The sequence below is a fragment of the Roseateles sp. P5_E8 genome (genome assembly GCF_054177665.1).
Genome location: NZ_JBGCUM010000021.1, coordinates 18,860 through 40,410 on the forward strand (window position 1 = coordinate 18,860; position 21,551 = coordinate 40,410).

General features: G+C 69.6%; 15 protein-coding genes and 1 tRNA gene. 10 read left to right on the plus strand and 6 right to left on the minus strand.

Going from position 1 to position 21,551, the window contains the following annotated elements:
* Positions 1 to 57: 57 nt before the first annotated feature.
* Positions 58 to 2,541, minus strand: a complete 2,484-nt coding sequence (locus ACXRVZ_RS14140) for a TonB-dependent receptor (protein WP_458232500.1) — start codon at positions 2,539 to 2,541, stop codon at positions 58 to 60.
* 421 nt (positions 2,542 to 2,962) lie between these two features.
* Here ACXRVZ_RS14140 and ACXRVZ_RS14145 point away from each other — a divergent pair, with 421 nt between their 5' ends.
* The 4 genes from ACXRVZ_RS14145 to ACXRVZ_RS14160 all read left to right on the plus strand — a co-directional run bounded on the left by ACXRVZ_RS14145 (position 2,963) and on the right by ACXRVZ_RS14160 (position 9,142).
* Positions 2,963 to 4,633, plus strand: a complete 1,671-nt coding sequence (locus ACXRVZ_RS14145; protein ID WP_457422477.1) for a bifunctional metallophosphatase/5'-nucleotidase — start codon at positions 2,963 to 2,965, stop codon at positions 4,631 to 4,633.
* 377 nt (positions 4,634 to 5,010) lie between these two features.
* On the plus strand, positions 5,011 to 7,593 hold the full coding sequence (locus ACXRVZ_RS14150; RefSeq protein WP_457422475.1) for a response regulator: 2,583 nt from the start codon (positions 5,011 to 5,013) through the stop codon (positions 7,591 to 7,593).
* Entirely contained in the window at positions 7,590 to 8,540 is a 951-nt protein-coding gene (locus ACXRVZ_RS14155; protein ID WP_457422473.1) for a diguanylate cyclase, read from the plus strand. Before ACXRVZ_RS14150 ends, ACXRVZ_RS14155 begins: the two co-directional genes overlap by 4 nt.
* Positions 8,541 to 8,551: 11 nt before the next feature.
* Complete coding sequence (locus ACXRVZ_RS14160; protein WP_457422471.1) at positions 8,552 to 9,142, plus strand: DUF1349 domain-containing protein; 591 nt, start codon at positions 8,552 to 8,554, stop codon at positions 9,140 to 9,142.
* A gap of 183 nt (positions 9,143 to 9,325) precedes the next feature.
* On the opposite strand, the gene ACXRVZ_RS14165 is transcribed toward ACXRVZ_RS14160, so the two are convergent.
* Positions 9,326 to 9,399, minus strand: a tRNA-Gly gene (locus tag ACXRVZ_RS14165).
* A 146-nt stretch (positions 9,400 to 9,545) separates the two neighbouring features.
* Between ACXRVZ_RS14165 and ACXRVZ_RS14170 the strand changes: the two genes are divergently transcribed.
* The 6 genes from ACXRVZ_RS14170 (at position 9,546) to rpoH (ending at position 18,266) form a co-directional block, all read left to right on the plus strand.
* Entirely contained in the window at positions 9,546 to 9,944 is a 399-nt protein-coding gene (locus tag ACXRVZ_RS14170; protein ID WP_457422469.1) for a PA2779 family protein, read from the plus strand.
* A complete protein-coding gene (locus tag ACXRVZ_RS14175; protein ID WP_457422467.1) occupies positions 9,941 to 10,891 on the plus strand; it encodes a PA2778 family cysteine peptidase in 951 nt (316 codons plus the stop codon). Before ACXRVZ_RS14170 ends, ACXRVZ_RS14175 begins: the two co-directional genes overlap by 4 nt.
* A 26-nt stretch (positions 10,892 to 10,917) precedes the next feature.
* Entirely contained in the window at positions 10,918 to 13,479 is a 2,562-nt protein-coding gene (locus tag ACXRVZ_RS14180) for an ABC transporter permease (protein WP_458232501.1), read from the plus strand.
* Positions 13,476 to 16,658 (plus strand): CHASE domain-containing protein, encoded by a 3,183-nt coding sequence (locus ACXRVZ_RS14185; protein ID WP_457422463.1) that lies wholly within the window; start codon positions 13,476 to 13,478, stop codon positions 16,656 to 16,658. Before ACXRVZ_RS14180 ends, ACXRVZ_RS14185 begins: the two co-directional genes overlap by 4 nt.
* A 31-nt stretch (positions 16,659 to 16,689) precedes the next feature.
* Positions 16,690 to 17,190, plus strand: coding sequence for a chemotaxis protein CheW (locus ACXRVZ_RS14190; protein ID WP_458232502.1), 501 nt, complete (start codon positions 16,690 to 16,692; stop codon positions 17,188 to 17,190).
* Positions 17,191 to 17,348: 158 nt separating this feature from the next.
* Positions 17,349 to 18,266, plus strand: coding sequence for an RNA polymerase sigma factor RpoH (gene rpoH / locus ACXRVZ_RS14195; RefSeq protein WP_457422459.1), 918 nt, complete (start codon positions 17,349 to 17,351; stop codon positions 18,264 to 18,266).
* Positions 18,267 to 18,311: 45 nt separating this feature from the next.
* Here rpoH and ACXRVZ_RS14200 read toward each other — a convergent pair whose 3' ends face one another.
* From ACXRVZ_RS14200 to ACXRVZ_RS14215, 4 genes are read right to left on the minus strand one after another with little or no spacing between them, the layout of a single operon-like run.
* Complete coding sequence (locus ACXRVZ_RS14200) at positions 18,312 to 18,920, minus strand: SCO family protein (RefSeq protein ID WP_457422457.1); 609 nt, start codon at positions 18,918 to 18,920, stop codon at positions 18,312 to 18,314.
* Positions 18,917 to 19,822 (minus strand): heme o synthase, encoded by a 906-nt coding sequence (cyoE, locus tag ACXRVZ_RS14205; protein ID WP_458232503.1) that lies wholly within the window; start codon positions 19,820 to 19,822, stop codon positions 18,917 to 18,919. Before cyoE ends, ACXRVZ_RS14200 begins: the two co-directional genes overlap by 4 nt.
* A 2-nt stretch (positions 19,823 to 19,824) precedes the next feature.
* Positions 19,825 to 20,910 carry a COX15/CtaA family protein gene (locus ACXRVZ_RS14210; RefSeq protein ID WP_457422453.1) on the minus strand — a complete coding sequence of 362 codons (1,086 nt, stop codon included), beginning with the start codon at positions 20,908 to 20,910 and terminating at the stop codon, positions 19,825 to 19,827.
* Positions 20,907 to 21,551: an SCO family protein gene (locus ACXRVZ_RS14215; RefSeq protein WP_458232504.1), complete on the minus strand. Its 645-nt coding sequence runs from the start codon at positions 21,549 to 21,551 to the stop codon at positions 20,907 to 20,909. Before ACXRVZ_RS14215 ends, ACXRVZ_RS14210 begins: the two co-directional genes overlap by 4 nt.

Consider the following 21,551-nt stretch of genomic DNA (forward strand, 5'->3'; position numbering starts at 1 on the left):
CGGTTGCCGAAACGACTGACCGGGCCTTGTGCACCCGGCCGACGTGGTACTTACGGCTTACTCGAAATCCACGCTGAAGGTCAGCGAGGTCATGCGCGGGGCGCCGAGGTAGTAGAACTCGGTGCTCGGCGTGAAGTTGGCGCCCGAACCCTTCAACGTCGTGTTCGCGGCGTTGGTGATGATCGACGACGGGTTGCGGTACTGCTTGCTGCCGATATTGGAGATGTTCAGGCGCAGTTGCGGGCTCTTGAGCATGCCCCAGTTGGAGAACTTGTAGCCAGCGTCCAGGTCGAACGTGCTGTAGCTCGGCGCTTGTTCCTGGTTCATCAGGTCAACGTACTGCGCGGCGGTGAACTTGCCCTTCAGGCGCGCATAGATCGGGCCTTGGTCATATTGCAGGGACAGCGAGGCCATCTTGTCGGGCACCTTGCCGAACTGCTTGCCCGCCGTCGGCAGATAGCCGGTGGAGCTGACGCGCAGGTCTTCGTTCATCGTTTCCTTCTGCAGCGTCAGCGAACCGTAGGCCGAGAAGCCGTTGACGACACCGCTGCCGATTTCCAGCTCAAGGCCCTGGCCCTTGGTGCCGCCGGCATTGATGTAGGTGCTTTGCAGCGTGTTCGGGTCCGTCGCCTGGACCTGGCGATTCTTGAAGTTCTTGTTATAGACGGTGGCCGAGATCGACACGTCCTTCGACTGGAAGCGCCAGCCGCCATCGACCATCACGGAGGTTTCCGGCTTGACTTCGACCAGGGGCTCCATAGCGATGTTGGCGGTCCCGTGGGTCACCAGGCCGACGTAGGTGCCGAAGTAGGCGAAGTTCGGCGGTGCGCGGAAGTTCTTCGCGACGTTCAGGAAGACGTGCTGCTGGCTGTTCAGGTTGTAGCGGACGCCAAGTTGCGGCAGCATCTTGTAGAACGAGCGCTTGATCTGGTAGTCCTGGAACACGCGGGTGTTGGCAGCTCCGGGCGTGTAGGCGCCGGTGGTGCTGTTCACCGTGAAGGGCAGGTTGCCGCTTTCGTTGGCGTAGTTGTACACGTCACGCGTGACGTGGGGCAGACGCAGACCCAGGTTCAGGAACGCACGGTCGTTCAGCAGCGTGATCTGGTCGTTCAGGTAGACCTGGTAGGCCGTGCTGATCGTCTTGGTGTTGCGGCCTTCGTAGCAGCTCTTGTCGGCGCGCTGGATGCAGCCTTCCTGCAACCAGATGTCCATCGGCACGCCATCGGTACCGATACGCACGGCCGGCTGGGTCTGAGTATGCTGCGCACGCTCGTACCACAGGCCCACCTTCAGGTAGTGGCTGCCCATCGTGGTGCTGAGTTCGCCGGTGATGCCGGGGCGGCTCGTCTTGGTCACGCTGGCGCGGCCCACGGCCACCTTGTCCAGCATGTCGCCGTCGCCATTGATGTCGACAGCACCGCCGATCAGGCTGCTGCCCGAGCTGGAGGACTTCTGAGCGGTACCCGTTTCGTCAAGGATGAGTTGGGACCAGCCACCGTTGCCGAAGCCGTACCACATGTAGGGCTGAACCTTCAGGTAGGTCTCCGGCGCGATCTTGAACGAGCCCGACACCGACGCGATCACGTTCTTGAACGGATTCAGCGCCATGCCGTAGTAGAGCGGGTTCTGAACCACGTCTACCTGAGCACCGGGACCCGGCGTCTTCAGAGGCGTGAAGGTCGTTGCGTAGTCGAAGTTGTAGCCGTTCGCGGCGACCTGCGCGTTGCTGACGCTCCAGATGTTCTGGTTGACCATCCGGTTGTACAGCACCGAGCCGAGGATCTTGTTGTCCTCGCTCAGGTCCAGCGAGAAGCCGGCGTCGATGTGGTCCTTCTTGGCCTTGCCCGCGCCCTTCCACTTGTCGGCTTCGGCGTGCGAGTAGCTCAGGAACACCTTCGCCATGTTGTTCATGAACCGGCCCGAGTCGACGCGCACGAAGCTGCGATTCAGGTTCAGGCCGCCAAGGGTCTGGGTAGCGCGGATACGGAACTGGTCCGTCGGGTCGCAGGTGATCATGCTCACGCTGCCGCCCGTGGCGCCGCTGTGCGGCGATTCCAGTTCGGGAGAGCCCTGGGCCACCGAAGCGGTACAGACGTTCTCCTTGTCGATCATTTCCTGGGCGTAGAAGGCATAGCCGCCCGAATCGTTGACCGGCACGCCGTTGACCGTGAAGCCGATCTGGTCGGAGCTGAAGCCGCGGATGGTCACGTCGCCACCGAACAGGCCGGTCGCGTCGTAGTTGTAGGTGTTCACGCCAGGCAGTTGCGCGATGCTCTGCAGCACGTTGCCGGTGCCCAGTTCCTTCTCCATCGCCGCCTTGGTGATCGTACTGCGGCCCTTGACCGAGTCATCGTTCAGCATCATGCCGGTGCCCAGCTTGGCGCCCGAGCCGACGACCGTGATCGTGCCCAGACGAACCATGTCGTCCTTGGCGMGCGGTGCGGCTTCTTCCTTTGCTGCTTCCTGCGCGTAGACGATGCCGGTGGCCAGTACGGAAACAGCCAGGGCGGTGGCCGTCTTGCAGAACAGTCTGCTCTTCATTCCTAGACTCCTAGTGGGCGCGGCAAGGCGCGCGTGGCGTTGACAGATTCGGTAGGGCGCCGCGCGTCAAATGACCAGCGGCTGATGGCCGACTTGCGACCGTCCTCGAATTGTCATGACTTTCCGTGACAGAACTTTACGGGTAAGTCAGAAGTGGCGATTTTTAGAGCACCGACCCTCACGGCGGCACCAAAAAAGTGCGCCCGACAAGCAGCGGCGTCGGGTGCGCGGCGTTCGGTCGCTTGTGAATTTTTCCCAGAGCAGTCGGCCTGCCTAGCCGCTTTCCGAGGCACCAAATTGGGTCGCCGGGGTGCTTCAACTCCGTGCCCCTAGTTTGTTGTAACTGTCGCGAAACCGCTACAAACGGCTGCGACGCAGCCACTCCTAAGATGGCCGATTGCCCCGCATCCCCTGCCCCGCCATGCACTTTCGCCTTCTCGCCACAGCGCTCGCCTGCGCCCTGCTCGGTGGCTGCGCCACCCAGCCGCCCGCCACCTCCACCGAGCTGACGCTGCTGTCCATCAACGACTTCCACGGCAACATCCAGCCCGCGCGCCCCACGCCGCTGATGCCCCGGCTGCCCGATGCCACCACCGGGGAAGTCAAGCCCCAAGCTGCCGGCGGCGTGGCCCACCTGGCCACCGCACTGGCCGAATTGAAGGCGAAGCACCCTGACGCTCTCCTCGTGGCGGGCGGCGACCTGATCGGTGCCTCACCCCTCATTTCCAACCTGCTGCGCGATGAGCCCACGCTGGCAGCCATGTCCCAGCTCGGCATCGCGGCCAGCGCCCTGGGCAACCACGAGCTGGACGCCGGCCTGCCCGAGCTGCTGCGCCAGGCGCGCGGCGAATGCGGCGCAAACGGCTGCCTGTGGCCGGGCTTCCAGGGCCCCGGCTTCCCCTACCTCGGCGCCAACGTGCTGGACGCCAAGACGGGCAAGCCCCTGCTGCCCACCCACGTCATCAAGCAGGCCGGCAGCCTGAAGGTGGCCATCGCCGGTGTGGCGACGCGGGACACGCCGCAGGTCATCGTCGCCAAGGCCATTCAGGGCATACGCTTTGCCGACGAGGCCGACACGCTAAACGCCCTCGTGCCCCAGTTGAAGGCTGAGGGCGCCCAGGTGCTGGTGGCCGTCATGCACGAAGGCGGCGTGCAGGGCAAAGATGGCTCCGCCAATGACCCGACCTACGCCTGCCCGACGCTGACCGGCCGCGTACACGACATCGCCAAGCGCCTGGACCCGGCCTACGCCATCATCATCGGCGGCCACAGCCACCAGGCCTACACCTGCAAGATCAACGGCCGCCTCGTCGTGCAGGCGGGCAGCTACGGCGGCTGGGTCACCGAAAGCCGCCTCAAGCTGGACGCATCCGGCCGCGTGCTGGACGCCCAGGCCGTCAACCACCCGGTGCTGCAGTCGGTCTACGCGCCCAACCCGGCGCTGGCCGAGCTGGTGGCCCGCGCCGCCGCGCTGACCGAGGCCGCCCGCACCAAGCCGGTGTCGACACTGCCGCGCGGCGCCGTGCGCAGCGCCAAAGAGCCCAACGGCGACGCGGCTCTAGGCAACCTCATCGCCGACAGCCAGCTCGCCTTCGCCCGCAAGCAGGGCACGCCGGCCGACATCGCCTTCATGAACCCGGGCGGCATCCGCGCCGACCTGGTGGTGGAGGCCGGCAAGCCGACGACGATGAGCGACCTGCTCGCCATCCAGCCCTTCGGCAACGAACTCGTCGCGTTGACGCTGACCGGCCAGCAGCTCTGGGACGTGCTGCAGCGCCAGTTGCCCAAGGGCGGCGCCGCGCCGCGCATGCTGCAACCCTCCTGGACGCTGCACTACCGCTGGCGCCCGGGTGCCGACGGCACGCCTCAGCTGGGCGAGATCCTCATCGACGGCAAGCCGCTGGAGCGCGCTCGCGACTACCGCATCGTCGTCAACAACTTCCTGTCCGAAGGTGGCGACGAACAGGCGGGCTTCCGCCACGGCCGCGACCGCGCCGTGCTGGGCACCGACATCGACGCCCTGGTCGAGCTGCTGCGCAGCCAGCCCCAGGCGGTCGAGCGGACGGCGCCGGGCCGCATCGTCAGGGAATGACCTTAGACCCGGCAGTTGACCGCTTGCTATTCAGCGAAAGTCTCGATGCGTCAACACCTGACGTATTGCGCAACGGTCGCCACTGTTGGTCACCAGCGCTGCACGCCCGCTGGTCTGGCGCTTCGGGGCGCTGGCCGCGTTGCTTCTCCTTGTGGGCAGGGGCCCACTGCGTCGCAGCGCCTTACCAGCAACCCGCCTCGCCAGCCCCCCGGGCGCGCCCAACTGCCGGATCTAAGGTAACAAAAGGTTAGGGCAAACCTGTCACTTGTTGCGGCTACCCCAACCAGGTAGCCCCACGGCCCGGTCATAGACTCATGACGTCCGGCACTCCTCGCCGGGCGCCAGCGGTTCGGGGGAGCACGATGGCGGCGTGGGACATGCAAGGAGGCGCGGGTGCCCAGCACCGGCACAAGCCCGCGCCAAGCCCGCTGGTCCGCGAGGTCATTGCCCACCTGCCCTGCGGTCTGGCCGTCTTCGACGCCGAACGCCGCCTGCTGGTGCACAACGCCGAGTTCGAGCGCCTGCTCAACGTCCCGGCCTCGCTGTTCGAGGAGCCGTCGCTGCGCTTCGACGATCTCGTCAGCTTCTTCGCCGCCCGCGGCGACTACGGCGAGGGCGAGAAGGCCCGCGCCACCGTCGAGGCCGCCCTCGCCCTGGGCCGTGACACCCAGCCGCGCCGGCTTGAGACCTACCGCTCCGGCGACCGCGTCATCGAGGCGCGCACCGCGCCGCTGCCCGATGGCGGCCTGGTCGTGACCTGCCTGGATCTGACCTCCCAGACCCAGGCCCGCCTGGCCGCGGAACGTGCCTCGCACGCCAAGACGCGCTTCCTGGCCAACATGAGCCACGAGATCCGCACGCCGATGAACGCCGTGCTCGGCATGCTGCGCCTGCTGCAGAAGACGCCACTGGACGCTCGCCAGCGCGACTACGCCCTCAAGAGCGAGGGCGCCGCGCGCGGCCTGCTCGGCCTGCTCAACGACGTGCTCGACTTCTCCAAGATCGAGGCCGGCCACCTCGGCCTGGACCCCCACCCCACGCGGCTTGAAGAGCTGCTGCGCGACCTCTCCGTCATCCTCGCCGCCCAGGTCGAGCAGCGCGACATCGAGCTGCTCTTCGACCTCGACCCCGCCCTGCCGCCCGTCGTCATCGCCGACGCACTGCGCCTTCAGCAGGTGCTGGTCAACCTGGCCGGCAATGCCATCAAATTCACTGCGAAGGGCGAGGTCGTGCTCGCCATTGACCGCGTCACGCAGGGCGGAGGCAGCGTCACCCTGGCCTTTTCGGTGCGCGACACCGGCATCGGCATCCCGCCCGAGCAGCTGGAGCGCATCTTCTCAGGCTTCACACAGGCCGAGGTCTCGACGACGCGGCGCTTCGGTGGCACCGGCCTGGGCCTGGCCATCAGCCGCCGCCTGGTGCGCCTGATGGGCGGCGACATCCACGTCGACAGCACGCCCGGCGCCGGCAGCCGCTTCAGCTTCACGCTGGATTTCCCCCTGCCCACCGATGTGCCAGCGCCCGTGCCGCGCCAGGAGCTGCGTGCGCTGGTGGTGGACGACCACGCCGAGGCGCGGCGCATCATGGGTTCGCTGGCCGCGTCGCTGGGCTGGCAGGTCGACCTGGCCGCTGGGGGCACCGAGGCGCTGGCGCTGGCGCAAGCCGCCGCGCCCGACGTCGTGCTGCTCGACTGGGTCATGCCCGGCGTGGACGGCTGGCAGACCGCCTGGCGCCTGCGCCAGCAGCTCGGCCCCGAACCGCTGCTGCTGATGGTCACCAGCCACGACCGCGACCGCCTGGCCGAGCGCAGCGCGGCCGAGCAGGCGCTGCTGGACGGCTTCCTCGTCAAGCCCGTCACGGCCGCCCTGCTCAGCCAGGCCGTGGCCAGCGCCCTGCAGCTGCGCCGCCACGGCGCCACCCCACCCGAGCCCGCGCCGCAGCGCCTGGCCGGCTTGCGCCTGCTGGTCGTGGAAGACAACCCCGGCAACCAGCAGATCACGCAGGAGCTGCTGGAGTTCGAAGGTGCCGCCGTCACGCTGGCGGGCGACGGCCAGCAGGCGCTGACGCTGCTGGCGCAGACCCGCGGCCGCACCGGCTTCGACGCCGTGCTGATGGACGTGCAGATGCCCGTGATGGACGGCACCACCGCCACCCGCCTCATCCGCCGCCAGCTGGGCCTGACGCTGCCCGTCATCGCCATGACCGCCGGCGCGCTGGAGACCGAACGCCAGGCCTGCCTGGACGCCGGCATGGACGAGCACATCGGCAAGCCCTTCGACCCCGACACCGTCGTCGCCGTGCTGCGGCGCCGCTGCGGTGCCGCGCCCGTGCCGGACCGCGACGCGCCTGTGCAACTGCCAGCCGGCCTGCTCGACGACGCCGGCCGCGCCGGCATCGCGCTGGCCGAGGCGCTGGCACGCATGTCGGGCCGCATCGAGCTCTTCGAGCGCACGCTGCATGCCCTGCATGAGCAGGACCGCAAGCTCGCCCAGGACCTCGCTGCGGGCGGCCCGGCCGCCGCGCGCGGCCTGCATGGCTATCGGGGCCTGGCCGCCATGTTGGGCGCCCCGCAGCTCGCCGCGCTGGCCGCCGAGGGCGAGCGCGCCGCCACGCACGAAGACAGGCCCGATGCCATGCTTGATGCAGATTGGCAGCGCCGCTTTCTGGAGCGGCGCACGGCCGACCTTGCCGCGCTGGACCGCCTGGCTGCCGACCTGTCCGCCCACCCGCCACTGCCTGCTACACCCGCCCCACCGGGCAGCCTCGGCGAGCGCCTGGACGCGCTGGCCGAGCTGCTGGCCGGCTCCGACCTCGAAGCCCTGGACGCCCACGAGGCCCTGCGCGCCCAGCTGCCGCCGCAGGCCGACGCCCCGCTGCACGAGGCCATGAGCTCGCTCGACTTCGGCACCGCGCTGACGCTGTGCCGCGAACTGCGCGCGACGCTGGAGCTCCAGCCATGATGCAACTCGCCCTGCCCGACCGCACCCCGCTGATGCCCGGCCAGATGCCCGGTCACCCGCCCACCGGCCGCCGCCCGCGCCTGCTCATCGTCGACGACCAGCCCGTCAACATCCAGGCCCTGCACCGCGTCTTCGCGGCCGACTGCCAGGTGCTGATGGCCACCGACGGCGCCCAGGCCCTCAAGCTCTGCCGCGAACGCCAGCCCGACCTCGTGCTGCTGGACGTGCAGATGCCCGGCATGGACGGCCACGAGCTGTGCGCGGAGCTGAAGGCCGACCCGCTGCTGCGCGGCATCGCCGTCATCTTCGTCACCTCGCAGGACCACCCGGACGACGAGACGCGCGGGCTGGATGCGGGCGCGGCGGACTTCATCACCAAGCCCTTCAATCCCACGGTCGTCCGGGCCCGCGTGCGCACGCAGCTGACGCTGAAGGCGCAGGCCGACCTGCTGCGCGAACTGGCCTTTGTGGACGGCCTGACCGGCGTGCACAACCGGCGGCATTTCGACGAACGCTTCCTGGCCGAAGCCCGCCGGGCGCAGCGAACACGCACGCCGCTGGCGGTGGCCCTGGCGGATGTCGACCACTTCAAGCGCTACAACGATGCACTGGGGCATCTGGCCGGGGACGACTGCCTGCGCCGGGTGGCCGTTGCGCTGCGCGCCTGCCTGCGGCGGCCTACCGATCTGCTGGCTCGCTATGGCGGCGAGGAGTTCGTCTGCCTGCTGCCGGACACCGACCTGGCCGGCGCCATCGGCGTGGCCCAGTTGATGGAGGACACGGTCCGGGCGCTGGCCCTGCCGCATCCGGGGGTCGAGGGCTGCGTGACGATCAGCCTGGGGGTGTCCGCCGGCACGCAGGCACAGGGGCTGGTCGAGGCGGCGGACAAGGCGCTGTATCTGGCCAAGGCGGCGGGGCGGGGGCGGGTGAGCTGGGTGGACGGCTGACAATTTCGCGCATGACTCAAGCCCTGCTTCGCGACACGCTCGCCCCGTTCCAATGGTCGAACGAACCCGCCGCCTGGCATGTGGCCGACGCGCTGGAACTCACGACGCGCCCGGACACCGACTACTGGCAGCGCACCCACTACGGCTTCCAGCGCGACAACGGCCACTTCTTCTTCGTGCCGGTGGCGGGTGACTTCAGCCTGACCGCCCACCTTGCATTTACGCCCAACGCGCAGTACGACCAATGCGGGGTGATGTGCCGGGCGAGCGCTGGCTCCTGGATCAAGGCGTCGGTGGAATATGAGCCTCACGGGCCAAGCCGACTCGGCTCGGTCGTGACGAATCTGGGCTACTCCGATTGGGCCACGCAGGACGTGGATTCGACGCTGGACAAGCTCTGGTACCGGCTGAGTCGACGGGGCGCGGACTTTTGCGTGGAGTCGTCGAGGGATGGGGCGGTGTGGCAGCAGCTGCGCATCACGCATCTGCATGACTGCCCTGAAGAGATCGACGTGGGGGTGTATGCGTGCAGCCCGGTGGGGGCGGGCTTTCAGTGCCGGGTCCTGGACGTGGCGTTGGGGGCGAGTGTTTGGGGCGCGTGAGAGATGTGGAAGATGGGAATGCTCGGAATCGGTCGGACCGATTCCTCGGCCTCGCTCTTCGCTCGGCCCGTGCCTGCGGCACGTCCAAGGACAGCCACCGGCTGTCCTTGAGCGAACCCCGGTGGGTTCTCATCCCAAGACCCCTATCCAAACAACAACGGCCCTCAAGGGGCCGTTGTTGTTTGGAGCGGGTGATGGGAATCGAACCCACGTAATCAGCTTGGGAAGCTGGAGTTCTACCATTGAACTACACCCGCATCGGGGCGCGAGTTTACGTGATCGCGCGGGTGGCGCCGGCATGTAGGACAAGGCCGCAACATGTCGGCGGCACGGACGCGGCGACGGGCGTGAGCCCTAGCATCCTGCGGCATTCAACAACCACCTCCCCAAGCAGGAGAACACCATGACAGCACGGCGCACCCTCACCTCCCTCCTGATCGCTTCCCTCGTCTTCAGCGGCATGGCTCAGGCGGCGCCCACCGCGCTGATCAGCACCGAGCAGGCCGCCGCAGCCATGCAGGCCGCCCCGCGCAGCGATGCCCACGCCAGGCTGCACGCAGCGCTGGACCGCGCCGACCTGGCCGCCATGCTGCAGGCCCGCGGCGTGCAAGCCGACGAGATGCGTGCCCGCGTCGATGCGCTGACCGACGCCGAAGCCCAGCAGATGGTGACGCAGATCGACCAGGCCCCTGCGGGCAGCAGCGATATCCTCGGCATCATCTTCACGGTCTTCATCATCCTGCTGGTGACCGACATCCTGGGCCTGACCAAGGTCTTCCCGTTCACACGCTCGGTGCGTTGATCGGCCGAACCGCAGCGGCCATCGCGGCGCTGCTGCTGAGCGGCTGCGCAAGCTTCTTCACGCCGCCGCAGACCGCCGCGCTGCTCGCCCAGCCGCCGCAAGACCTGGCCCCGCGCGTGGAGCGCACCGCGGTGCCGTTCTTCGCGCAGACGCGCGACCACTGCGGCCCGGCCGCGTTGGCTACCGTGCTGGCCGACATCGGCCTGCCCGCCGACCCCGACCGCCTGGCCGACGCCGTCTTCCTGCCCTCGCGCGCCGGCAGCCTGCAGCTGGAGATGCTGGGCGGCGCGCGCCGCCAGGGCGCGGTGGCCACCCGGCTGCCTCGCGAGCTGGAGGCCTTGCTGCGCGAGGTGGCTGCCGGTCACGCCGTCGTCGTGCTGCAGAACCTGGGCCTGGACTTCATCCCACGCTGGCATTACGCCGTCGTCGTCGGCTACGACCTGACCGAGCGCGAGCTCATCCTGCGCAGCGGCACGACGGAGCGCGCCACGCTGCCGCTGCGCACCTTCGAGTACACCTGGGCACGCGGCGGCCGCTGGGCCATCGCCGTGCTGCCGCCGGACCGGCTGCCGGCCACAGCGACGGAGACCGACGCACTGGACGCCGCCGTCGGCTTCGAGCGCGCCGCGCCACCGGCCCGCGCGGCGCTGGCCTATCGCACGCTGCTGGCACGCTGGCCGGGCAATCTGCTGGCGGGCATCGGCCTGGGCAACACGCTCAATGCAGCGGGCGACGCGGCCGGTGCCCGCGCCGCTTTCGAGGCCGTCGTGGCGCAGCACGACAGCGCCGTGGCCTGGATCAATCTCGCCCGCTTGCGCCTGGACGCCGGCGACCGCAGCGGCGCCCGCACGGCTGCGCAACAAGGCCTGCAGCGCGCCAACGCCGCCGAGCCCGCGTGGCGCGATGCGGCACTCGCCACACTCACGGCCACTGACGAACGGCGCTGAGGGCCTGCGCGGCTAAAGTCGCGCGCATGACGTCTCCCGCTGTATCGCGTCCGCCCGCCACGCTGCTGCTCGCCTGGCGCCAATTGCTGCGGGACTGGCGAGCCGGCGAACTGCGCCTGTTGATGCTGGCGGTGGCGCTGGCCGTCGCGGCCCTGTGCGCGGTGGCCTTCCTGTCGGACCGGCTCGACGCGGGCCTGCGCCGTGACGCGGCCCAGTTGCTCGGCGGCGATGCCGTCGTCGCCAGCGACCAGCCCACGCCGCAAGCCATCGTCGACCTGGCCGCCGAACTCAAGCTGACGACCGTGCGCAGCGCGGCCTTCCCGAGCATGGCGCGGGCCGACGAGGCCCAGGGCGGCGAGAGCCGGCTCGTGTCGGTCAAGGCGGTCGGCAGCGGCTACCCGCTGCGGGGCCGCATCAAGCTGCGCGACAGCCTGCCGGCCCAGGGCCTGGCGCCCGCAGCCGGCGAGGTCTGGGTGGACCCGGCCGTGGTCGATGGCCTCGGGCTCAAGCTCGGCGACACGCTGCTGCTGGGCGACAGCCGGCTCAAGGTGAGCGCCCTCATCGAGACCGAGCCGGACCGTGGCGCCGGCTTCATCAACTTCGCGCCGCGCGTCATGCTGGGCGAGGTGGACCTGGCCGCCACGCATCTGGTGCAACCGGCCAGCCGCATCACCTACCGCCTGGCCCTGGTGCCCGCGCCGGGTGCGGCGCCGGACGCCGTGAAGCGCTTCGTGACCGACGCCGAGAAGCTCATAGCGACGCAGAAGCTGCGCGGCCTGCGCCTGGAGTCGCTGGAGTCCGGCCGGCCCGAGATGCGCCAGACGCTGGACCGCGCGGCGCGCTTCCTGCGGCTGGTGGCGATGCTGTCGGCCCTGCTCGCCGCCGTGGCCGTGGCGCTGGCGGCGCGTGACTTTGCCGCCCGCCACCTGGACGCCTGCGCCATGCTGCGCGTGCTGGGCCAGCCGCAGCGGCGCATCGCCTGGGCCTATGGGCTGGAGTTCCTGCTCGCCGGCCTCGCCGCCAGCGTGGCAGGCGTGCTGATCGGCCTGGCGCTGCACCAGGTCTTCGTGTCGCTACTGGCCGGCCTCATCGATGTGGCGCTGCCGGCGCCCAGCATCTGGCCGGCGCTGCTCGGCCTGGGCCTGGGCCTGTCGCTGCTGCTGGGCTTCGGCCTGCCGCCGGTGCTGCAGCTGGCCGCGGTGCCGCCGCTGCGCGTCATCCGCCGCGACCTGGGTGCGCCCAAGGCCAGCTCGCTGCTGGTGCTGGGCGCGGGTGTGGCGGGGCTGGCGGCCATCCTCGTCGTGCTGGCGGGCGACCTCGTGCTCGGCGCCATCGCGGCAGCGGGCTTTGCCGCAGCGGTGCTGGTGTTCGCGCTGCTGGCCTGGCTGGCGGTGAAGCTGCTGCGCCGCGTGGTGCCTGCCAACGTCAGCGGCGCGAGCGTGCCGCGCTGGCTGCTGCTGGCCACGCGCCAGGTGGCGGCGCGGCCGGGGTTCGCCGTCATGCAGGTGTCGTCGCTGGCCGTGGGCCTGCTGGCGCTGGCGCTGCTGGTGCTGCTGCGCACCGACCTCATCGACAGCTGGCGCCGCGCCACGCCGGCCGCGGCACCGGACCGCTTCGTCATCAACATCCAGCCCGACCAGGGCGAGGCCTTCCGCAACATGCTGACCGACGCCGGCATCRCCAAGTTCGACTGGTATCCCATGATCCGCGGGCGCTTGACGACGATCAACAGCGAGACCGTGCAGGGCAAGCACTTCACCGAGGACCGTGCCCAACGCCTGGCCGAGCGCGAGTTCAACCTCAGCCACACGGCCGAACTGCCCGAGCACAACCTGATCGTGGCGGGCCGCTGGGGCGCCGCCGCGCCCGGCGAGATGGGCTTGAGCGTGGAGGAAGGTCTGGCCAAAACGCTGAACCTGAAGCTGGGCGACACCCTCGCCTTCGACATCGCCGGCCAGCCGGCGCAGGGCCGCGTCACCAGCCTGCGCAAGGTGGACTGGTCGTCGATGCGGGTGAACTTCTTCGTGCTGTTCGAAAAGGCCGAGTTGCCCGAGTTGCCCGCCACGCAGATCGCGGCCTACCGCATGCCGGCGGCAAGCAAGCTGGACCGCCAACTGGCGCGGCAGTTCCCCAACCTGACCGTCATCGACGTGTCGGCCCAGCTCAACCAGGTGCAGGGCGTGCTGGACCAGGTCATCCAGGCCGTGCAGTTCCTGTTCGGCTTCACGCTGGCGACCGGCCTGGTCGTGCTGCTGGCGGCGGTGGGCAGCACGCGGGAGGCGCGCACGCGCGAGTTCGGGCTGATGCGGGCCCTGGGCGCGCCCTCGTCGCTGCTGGCACAGGTGCAGCGCGCCGAGCTGCTCGGCGTGGGCGCGCTGGCGGGCTTCCTGGCCGGCAGCGTGGCCCTGGTGCTGGCAGCCCTGCTGGCGCGCTTCGTCTTCGAGTTCGACTGGCAGATCAAACCCTGGGTGCCGCTGGTGAGCGCCGTCTGCGGCGCGCTGCTGGCCTGGAGCGCGGGCTGGTGGAGCCTGCGCGGCGTGCTGCAGCGGCCTGTGATGCAGACATTACGGGAAGCTCAAGCCGAATGAAATCATTGGGTGCCCGGGACATCGGCCGCTACCTGGCGCTGTCGGCAGGCATCACCGCCGTCTACTACCTGCTGGGCCGCCTAGGCCTGCTGATGGTGCTGCCGCCCTACCAGCTGTCGCCCATGTACCCGGCCGCCGGCTGGGGGCTGGCGGTGCTGCTGGTGCTGGGGCTGCGCTACCTGCCAGCCGTTGCGCTGGGCTCCTTCGTCGTGCAGCTGACGATGCTTGGCTTCGAGTCCCTGCCGCTGGCCGTGGGCATCGGCTGCGGCGCGGCGGCGCAGGCTGCCGCGGGCACGCTGCTGATGCGGCGCTGGTGCGGCCGGCCGCTGGTGCTGGCCTCGCCGCGCGAGGTGGCGGGCTATCTCGCGGCGGCCACACTGGCCGGCTGCGTCAGCCCGAGCTGCGCCACGCTGCTGCTGAAGGCCGCCGGCATCATCGCCGCGCCGCAGATGGGCCAGGTCTGGACGATCTGGTGGACGGGCGACCTGATGGGTGTGCTCATCGCCACGCCCATCACGCTGGCCCTTATCGGCAAGCCGCGCTCGGCCTGGGCCACGCGGCGCCTCAGCGTCGGCCTGCCCATGCTGCTGACGACGCTGCTCGTCGGCCTGGGCGTGGCGGCCACGATGGCATGGGACCGCCAGCGCAACCGCGCCGACTTCACGCGCGACGCGACCAACGCGGCCCAGGCGCTGGCCGGCCGGCTGCGCGAGCCGCTGCTGACGCTGGAAGGCGTGCACGGCCTCGTCAAGGTGAAGCCGCGACCGACACGCGAGGAGTTCGCCCGGGCCACCAGCGGCCTGCTGACCGAGGACAGCCCGCTGCTCGCGCTGGGCCTGTCGCTGCGCGTGCCGCGCGCCGACGTCGAGCGCTTCAACGCGGCGGCAGCGGCCGACAACTTCTCTGCCCGCTTCCAGGCCCGCGACCGCAAGCGCGCCGGTGACCTGACCCCGCCGCCCGATGAAGACATGATGGTCATCCGCCTCATCGAGCCGCTGTCGCGCAATGCCGGCGCGCTGGGCGTCAATGTGCGCACCATCCCCAGCGCGCGCGCGGCCATCGACAAGGCCGTGAACCGTGGCCGCGCAGTCGCGTCGGCGGGCTTCCAGCTGTCGCAGGACGGTGAAGGCGCCGTCGGCGTCGTCGTCTATCAGCCGCTGTACCTGCGCCGTGTCGCACCGGGCGAGCCGTCGCTGGACGGCGTCGTCTTCGCCACGCTGCGGCCGGACCTGCTGCTGTCGCGCCTGGCCGCAGGCTGGCCCGAGCATCTCGGCGCCTGCCTGGTCGACCTGGAGCCGGGCGCCGTTCACCCACGCCTGGGCGGCCGGCCCGGTTGCGAGGCCGTGCAGCGTGGCGACGATGCCGCCCTGCCGCTGGTGACGATGCCGTTGGAGTTCGGTAGCCGGCACTGGGAGGTGCGCATCTATGACCTGCCCGGCATGGCCCAGGCGCCCGGCCGCAGCTGGGCCTTCGCGCTGGTGGGCCTGCTGGCGACGGCCATGGTGGGCGCGCTGCTGCTGCTGATGTCGGGCCGCACCCAGCACGTCGAGGCACTGGTCAGGGAAAGGACCGCAGCGCTGGAGCGCGAGATTGCCGGCCGCGCCGAGGGCGAACACGCGCTGAGCCAGAGCGAGCAGCGCTTTCACAGCATCTTCGAGACGGCGCCCATCGGCATCGTCTTCACCGACCTGAACGGCGGCTTCCAGGAGGTCAACGCCTACTTCTGCAACCTGGTCGGCGCCACCGCCGAGAGCTTGGCCGGCCGGCGCGCCATCGACGTGACCCATGCCGATGACCGCCGCGAGGACATCCGCCTGGGGCGCCAGCTGATGCGTGGCGAGATCCCGTTCTACCGGCGCCTGAAGCGCTATGTGCGGCCGGACGGCCGCATCGTCCATGCGCGCGTGCTGGTCAGCCTGCTGCGCGGCGCCGACGGTCGGCCGCACCGGCTGGTGGGCATCGTCGAAGACATCACCGACCAGCTGCGCATCGAGGAGCTGGACCGCGCCCGCGAGGCCGCCGTGGCCGCCAACCAGGCCAAGAACGAGTTCCTGTCGCGCATGAGCCATGAGCTGCGCACGCCGATGAACGCCATCCTCGGCTTCACGCAGCTGATGCAGATGGATGCAGGGGAGCCCCTGTCGCCGGCCCAGCGCGGGCGGGCGCAGCAGATCGCCCAGGCAGGCTGGCATCTGCTGGAGATGATCAACGACACGCTGGACCTGTCGCGCATCGAGGCCGGTTCGCTGCGCCTGGAACCCGCCGTGCTGGAGCTGGCGCCGCTGCTGGCCAGCGCGCTGGCCCTGGTGCAGCAGAACGCCGCCGAGCGCGGCCTGGCCATCAGCCAGCGGCTGGACCCGGCCGCCCTGCGCGTGATGGGCGACCCGACCCGCGTGACCCAGGTGCTGACGAACCTGCTCAGCAATGCCGTCAAGTACAAYCGCGTCGGCGGCAGCGTCAGCATCGAGTCCTCCAGCCCTGCGCCGGGCTGGGTGGAGGTGGCGGTGCGCGACACGGGCCTGGGCCTGAGCGACGAGCAGCGCGCCGCGCTCTTCCAGCCCTTCAACCGCCTGGGCCGCGAGCGCAGCGGCCTGCCCGGGACCGGCATCGGCCTGGTCATCAGCCAGCGCCTGGCCGAGATGATGGGCGGCAGCCTGCGCGCCGAAGCCCTGGATCGCGCTGAGGGCCCCGGCGCCTGCTTCGTTCTGAGGCTGCCCGCCGCGAGCGCGCAGACGCCGGCCATCGCGGAAGCCACTCAGGCCGAACCCGCGCCCCCCCAGGCCGGCCCGCACCGGCGTGTGCTCTACGTCGAGGACAACCCGCTGAACGCCGAGGTCATGCGCGGCATCCTGGAGCAGCGCCCTGGCCTGGAACTGGAGGTGGCGCCGACGGTTGAGGCCGGCCTGCGCGCCCTGCACGAGCGCCCGCCGGCCCTGCTGCTGCTGGACTGGCAGCTCCCCGACGGCGACGGCCTGACGCTGCTGAAGCGGCTGCGCGAGCTGGGCAGCACGCCGCCGCCCGTCGTCGTCGTGTCGGCCAATGCCCAGCCCGAGCAGATCGCGCTGGCGCAGGCCGCCGGCGCCGGGCACTACCTCACCAAGCCGCTGGACGTGCGCGAGCTGCTGGCCCTCGTCGATGAATTGTTGGCACCGGTCACTCCCCCGGAGCGTGCAGAATGAGGCGCTGGTCACTCCCTACGCGCAGTCAACAATGAGCTCCACCGACCTCGTCCCCAGTACCGGCGCTCAGGCCTTGCAGGCTCAGTCCCGCAGCGACGGCCGCCAGTTCCTGACCTTCCGCATCAGCGAGGAGRAATACGGCATCGACATCCTGCGCGTGCAGGAGATCCGCTCCTATGAAGCGCCCACTCGCGTGGCCAACGCGCCGGCCTTCATCAAGGGCGTCGTCAACCTGCGCGGCGTCATCGTGCCCATCCTGGACCTGCGCATCCGCCTCGGCCAAGCCAGCGAATACAACGCCTTCACCGTCGTCATCGTGCTGAACGTGGGCGGCCGCGTCGTCGGCATCGTCGTCGACTCGGTCTCGGACGTGCTGGCGCTGACCGCCGACGAGATCAAGCCCCGCCCCGAGGTGCCAGCCGCGCTGGACGCCCGTTTCATCACCGGCCTGGGCAAGCTCGGCGAGCGCATGCTCATCCTGCTGGACATCGACGCCATGATCAAAAGCCCGGATCTGGGCCTGGTGGATTGAATTCAGCCGCCGGCAAGTTAGCGTTCGCCAACTGTTTCATCCGCAGAAATACTGCGTTGCATAACCAGGTGCGCCGGTCTTAGCACTCTCCAAGGTGGAGTGCTAATATCCACTTCACCGCCGCATCCCACGCGGCGGTTTAGCTAGGAATCAAGACGATGTCTGCTTCTTCCGCCATTGCCGTTCGCAGCCCCTGGGCCATGGTGCCCTCGCTGGGCAATCTGGACGCGTACATCTCCGCCGTCAACCGCCTGCCGCTGCTGACCGCGGAGGAAGAATCCTCCGCCGCGCGCAGCCTGCGCGACAAGGGCGATGTGGAAGCCGCCGGCCGCATGGTGCTGTCGCATCTGCGCCTGGTCGTGTCCATCTCGCGCCAGTACGTCGGCTACGGCCTGCCCCAGGGCGACCTGATCCAGGAAGGCAACGTCGGCCTGATGAAGGCCGTCAAGCGCTTTGACCCCGACCAGGGCGTGCGCCTGGTGAGCTACGCCATGCACTGGATCAAGGCCGAGATGCATGAGTACATCCTGAAGAACTGGCGCATGGTCAAGGTCGCCACGACCAAGGCCCAGCGCAAGCTGTTCTTCAACCTGCGCTCGATGAAGCACTCGATGAAGGCGGATCAGGCCGATGGCCAGACCCACCGCAACACGCTGAGCGAGGCCGAGATTGCGCACGTCGCCAGCACGCTGAACGTCAAGCGCGAGGAAGTGCTGGAGATGCAGACGCGCATGTCCGGCGGCGACGTGGCGCTGGAGCCGCTGACCGACGACGAAGGCGAGAGCTTCGCGCCCATCGCCTACCTGGCCGACGACAGCCATGAGCCCACCCGCGTCATCGAGGCCCGCTCGCGTGACGAGCTGGCCGGCAACGGCATCCACCGCGCGCTGGACGTGCTGGACCCGCGCAGCCGTCGCATCGTCGAGGAGCGCTGGCTGAAGGTGAACGACGATTCGTCCGGCGGCATGACGCTGCACGAGCTGGCCGCCGAATACGGCGTGTCCGCCGAGCGCATCCGCCAGATCGAGGTGGCGGCGATGAAGAAGATGAAGAAGGCGCTGACCGAAGCGGCCTGAGCTTCTTCTGCGCCTGACAAGCAAAGGCCCCTTTCGGGGCCTTAGTCATTTCCTGGCCTGGGCTTCGGCCAGCAGCAGCTTGATGTCGTCAGCCAGCGGCTGGGCGCCGGCACCGTAGCGGACATAGACGCGCACGCGGCCCTCGGTGTCGAGGATGAAGCTCGCCGCAGTGTGGTCCATCGTGTAGGTCTCCGGCGTCTTGCCCGGCACCTTGGCGTAGAAGACCTTGAACTCCTTGGCGGCCGCCTTGGTCTGCTCCTCGCTGCCGCGCAGGCCAACGAAGCTGGGATCGAAACTGCCGAGGTAGGCCTTCAGCAGCGCCGCCGTGTCGCGCTCCGGATCGACGGTGACGAAGATGCCCTGCACCTTGTCGCCGTCGGCACCCAGGGACTTCTTGACCTCGGCGACTTCCATCATCGTCGTCGGGCAGACGTCGGGGCATTGCGTGTAGCCAAAGAAGATCACCAGCACCTTGCCCTTGAAGTCGGCCAGCGAGCGGGCGCGGCCGTCCTGGTCGGTCAGGTTGAGCTGCCTGGCGTACTCGGCGCCGGTCAGGTCGATACCTTTGAAGGCGGGTTGGTCGGAGGCAGCCTTCTGGCAGCCGGCCAGGGTCAGGGCGACCAGCAGGGAAAGGGCGAGGCGGCGGGTGCTCATGCGATGTAGTGGTCGATCAAGAGGGCCGCAAACAGCAGCGACAGATGCCAGATGGAGAACCAGAAGGTCCGCCGCGCGAGCATCTCCGAATACGAGCGCCAGAGCCGGAAGGCATAGCCGCAGAAGCCCAGGCCCAGCAGCACCGCGCTGACGAGGTAGAACCAGCCGCTCATGCCGGTCAGGAAGGGCAGCAGCGTGGCAGCGAACAGCACCCAGGTGTAGAGCAGGATCTGCAGGCGGGTGTAGTCGTTGCCATGCGTGACGGGCAGCATCGGCAGGCCGGCGCGGGCGTAGTCCTCGGCGCGGTAGAGGGCCAGCGCCCAGAAGTGCGGCGGCGTCCACAGGAAGATGATGAGGCAGAGCAGCCAAGGCTCGGGGCCCAGGTCGCCGCGCAATGCGGCCCAGCCCAGCACCGGCGGCATGGCGCCCGAGGCGCCGCCGATSACGATGTTCTGCGGCGTCAKCGGCTTSAGSAYSACGGTGTAGATSACSGCGTAGCCGAYGAAGGTSGCGAASGTSAGCCACATCGTCAGCACGTTGACGTACACGCCTAACAAGACCATGCCTGCGGCGCACAGCAGGCCCGAAAACGCCAGCGTCTGCGTGCGGCTCAGCTCACCCTTGGCGGTGGCGCGCCAGGCGGTGCGCTTCATACGCGCGTCGATGCCGTCCTCGATGAGGCAGTTGAACGCGGCGGCGGCACCGGCCACGAGCCAGATGCCGGCGACGGCGGCCAGCATCGTCAGCGCCTGAGACAGGTCGGGCAGGCCGGGCACGGCCAGGGCCATGCCGATGGCGGCGCAGAAGACGATGAGCTGGACGACGCGCGGCTTGGTCAGCTGATAGAACTGCTGCCAGCGCGGGCTGTGCATGAGGGCACTGGCGGTGGACGTGGAAGCCATGGTCAAGTTTGCGCCTTCAGGCGCGCGAGCAAGGTAGTGAGCAGGGCCAGCAGCACGGCGGCGCCGGCGGTGTGGGCGAGGGCCGCAACGATGGGCCAGTCGAGCACGACGTTGGACAGGCCCGAAGCGAGCTGCCAGCCGGCGGCGGCAAGCAGCCAGCGCGACCAGTTCGGCGCGTGCCGGCGCAGCAGCCAGGCCAGGCCGAGGATGGCCGCGAAGACGACGGCCGCGCCGATGCGGTGGGCCATGTGGATGGCTGCCAGCGCTTCAAAGCTGAGGAAGCCGCCGCCGGCACGCAGGCCGAGCTCGCGCCAAAGCTGGAAGCCCTGGGCGAAGTCCAGCGCCGGCCACCATTGGCCGCTGTGGCATGTGGGGAATTCGTTGCAGGCGAGCACGGCGTAGTTGGTGCTGACCCAGCCGCCCAGCCCGACCTGAACGATCGCCAGCACCAGCACGGCCAACACGGCACGCCGCAGCGCCGCGGGCACGGCGAGCGGTCGCGGCTCGTAGGCTTCGTGCTGCCAGGCGAGCAGCATCAACAGGCCGATGCCGAACAGCAGGTGGAGCGTGACGATGGCCGGGAAGAGCTTCATCGTCACGGTCAACGCGCCGAAGGCACCCTGCACGCAGACCCAGACCAGCGTCAGCGTGGGCAGCCAGGGCGACGGCGCGCGCTCGCCCCCGTGGCGCTTGAGGCGCCAACTGAGTGCGGCCATGACCAGGATGAGCAGGCCCACACCGCTGGCGAGGTAGCGGTGCGTCATCTCGATCCAGGCCTTGCCATGCGTCACCGGGCCGGTGGGCATGGCCGTCTGCGCGGCCTCGATGTGTTCGCGCGCACCGACCGGGCTGGCCGAGCTGTAGCAGCCAGGCCAGTCGGGGCAGCCCAGGCCGGAGTCGGTTAGGCGCGTGAAGGCGCCGAAGACGATGAGGTCGAAGGTCAGGAACAGCGTCAGCGCCGTCAACGCGCGCAGGCGGCCGGCCGGCGTGCTGGAGCGCGAGCGCTGCCGCCACCACAACAGCGGGCCGAGCGCCACGGCACCGCCGATGGCGGCGACCTGGCCGAGTGGGAGCAGAAGTTCGTTCATCGGCCTGCGGTGTCCCAGCTGGCGCTGGCCTTCAGCAGCTTGTTGAGGTCGGCCTGCAGCTTCTTGGGTTCGGGCTCGGCGGGGGCGCGCTCCATCCAGCGGTTCATCGGGTCGATGATGAAGAAGTGATCGGCGAGGCTGCGACCGGCAGCCGGCTTCAGCCAGGCGGCCAGGCGGTCGGCCGGCACTCGCAGCACGGTGACCTCGGCGCCCTTCTGCTTCACGGCGGCCAGCACCTCGGGGCGGGGCATGCCCGTGTCGGGGATCAGCCAGAGCTTGTCGACGCGCGGGCGCTCCTTGCCCAGCATCTCGCGCAGCTGGCGCTGCACGAAGAGCTGGCGCTCGCAGGCGGCCGGGCAGTCCGAGCCGTGCACGACGGCCAGCAGCCACTGGCCGCGCAACGCGGCCGGCGAGACCGGCTGGCCTTGCAGGTCGGTCAGCGGCAGGTCGGTGGGCATGTCGACGGCCGGCGCAATCAGCTCGCCATAGGCAGAGCCGCTGGGCTGGACGACGTAGAAGGTGAAGTAGGACGCCACGACCGGTGCCGCGCACATGGCCAGCACCAGCAGCATCTTCCAGCGCCCGGCACGCTGCTGCGGAACGGCCCGCGGATCGGGCAGGCTGTGCACCGCAAAGCTCAC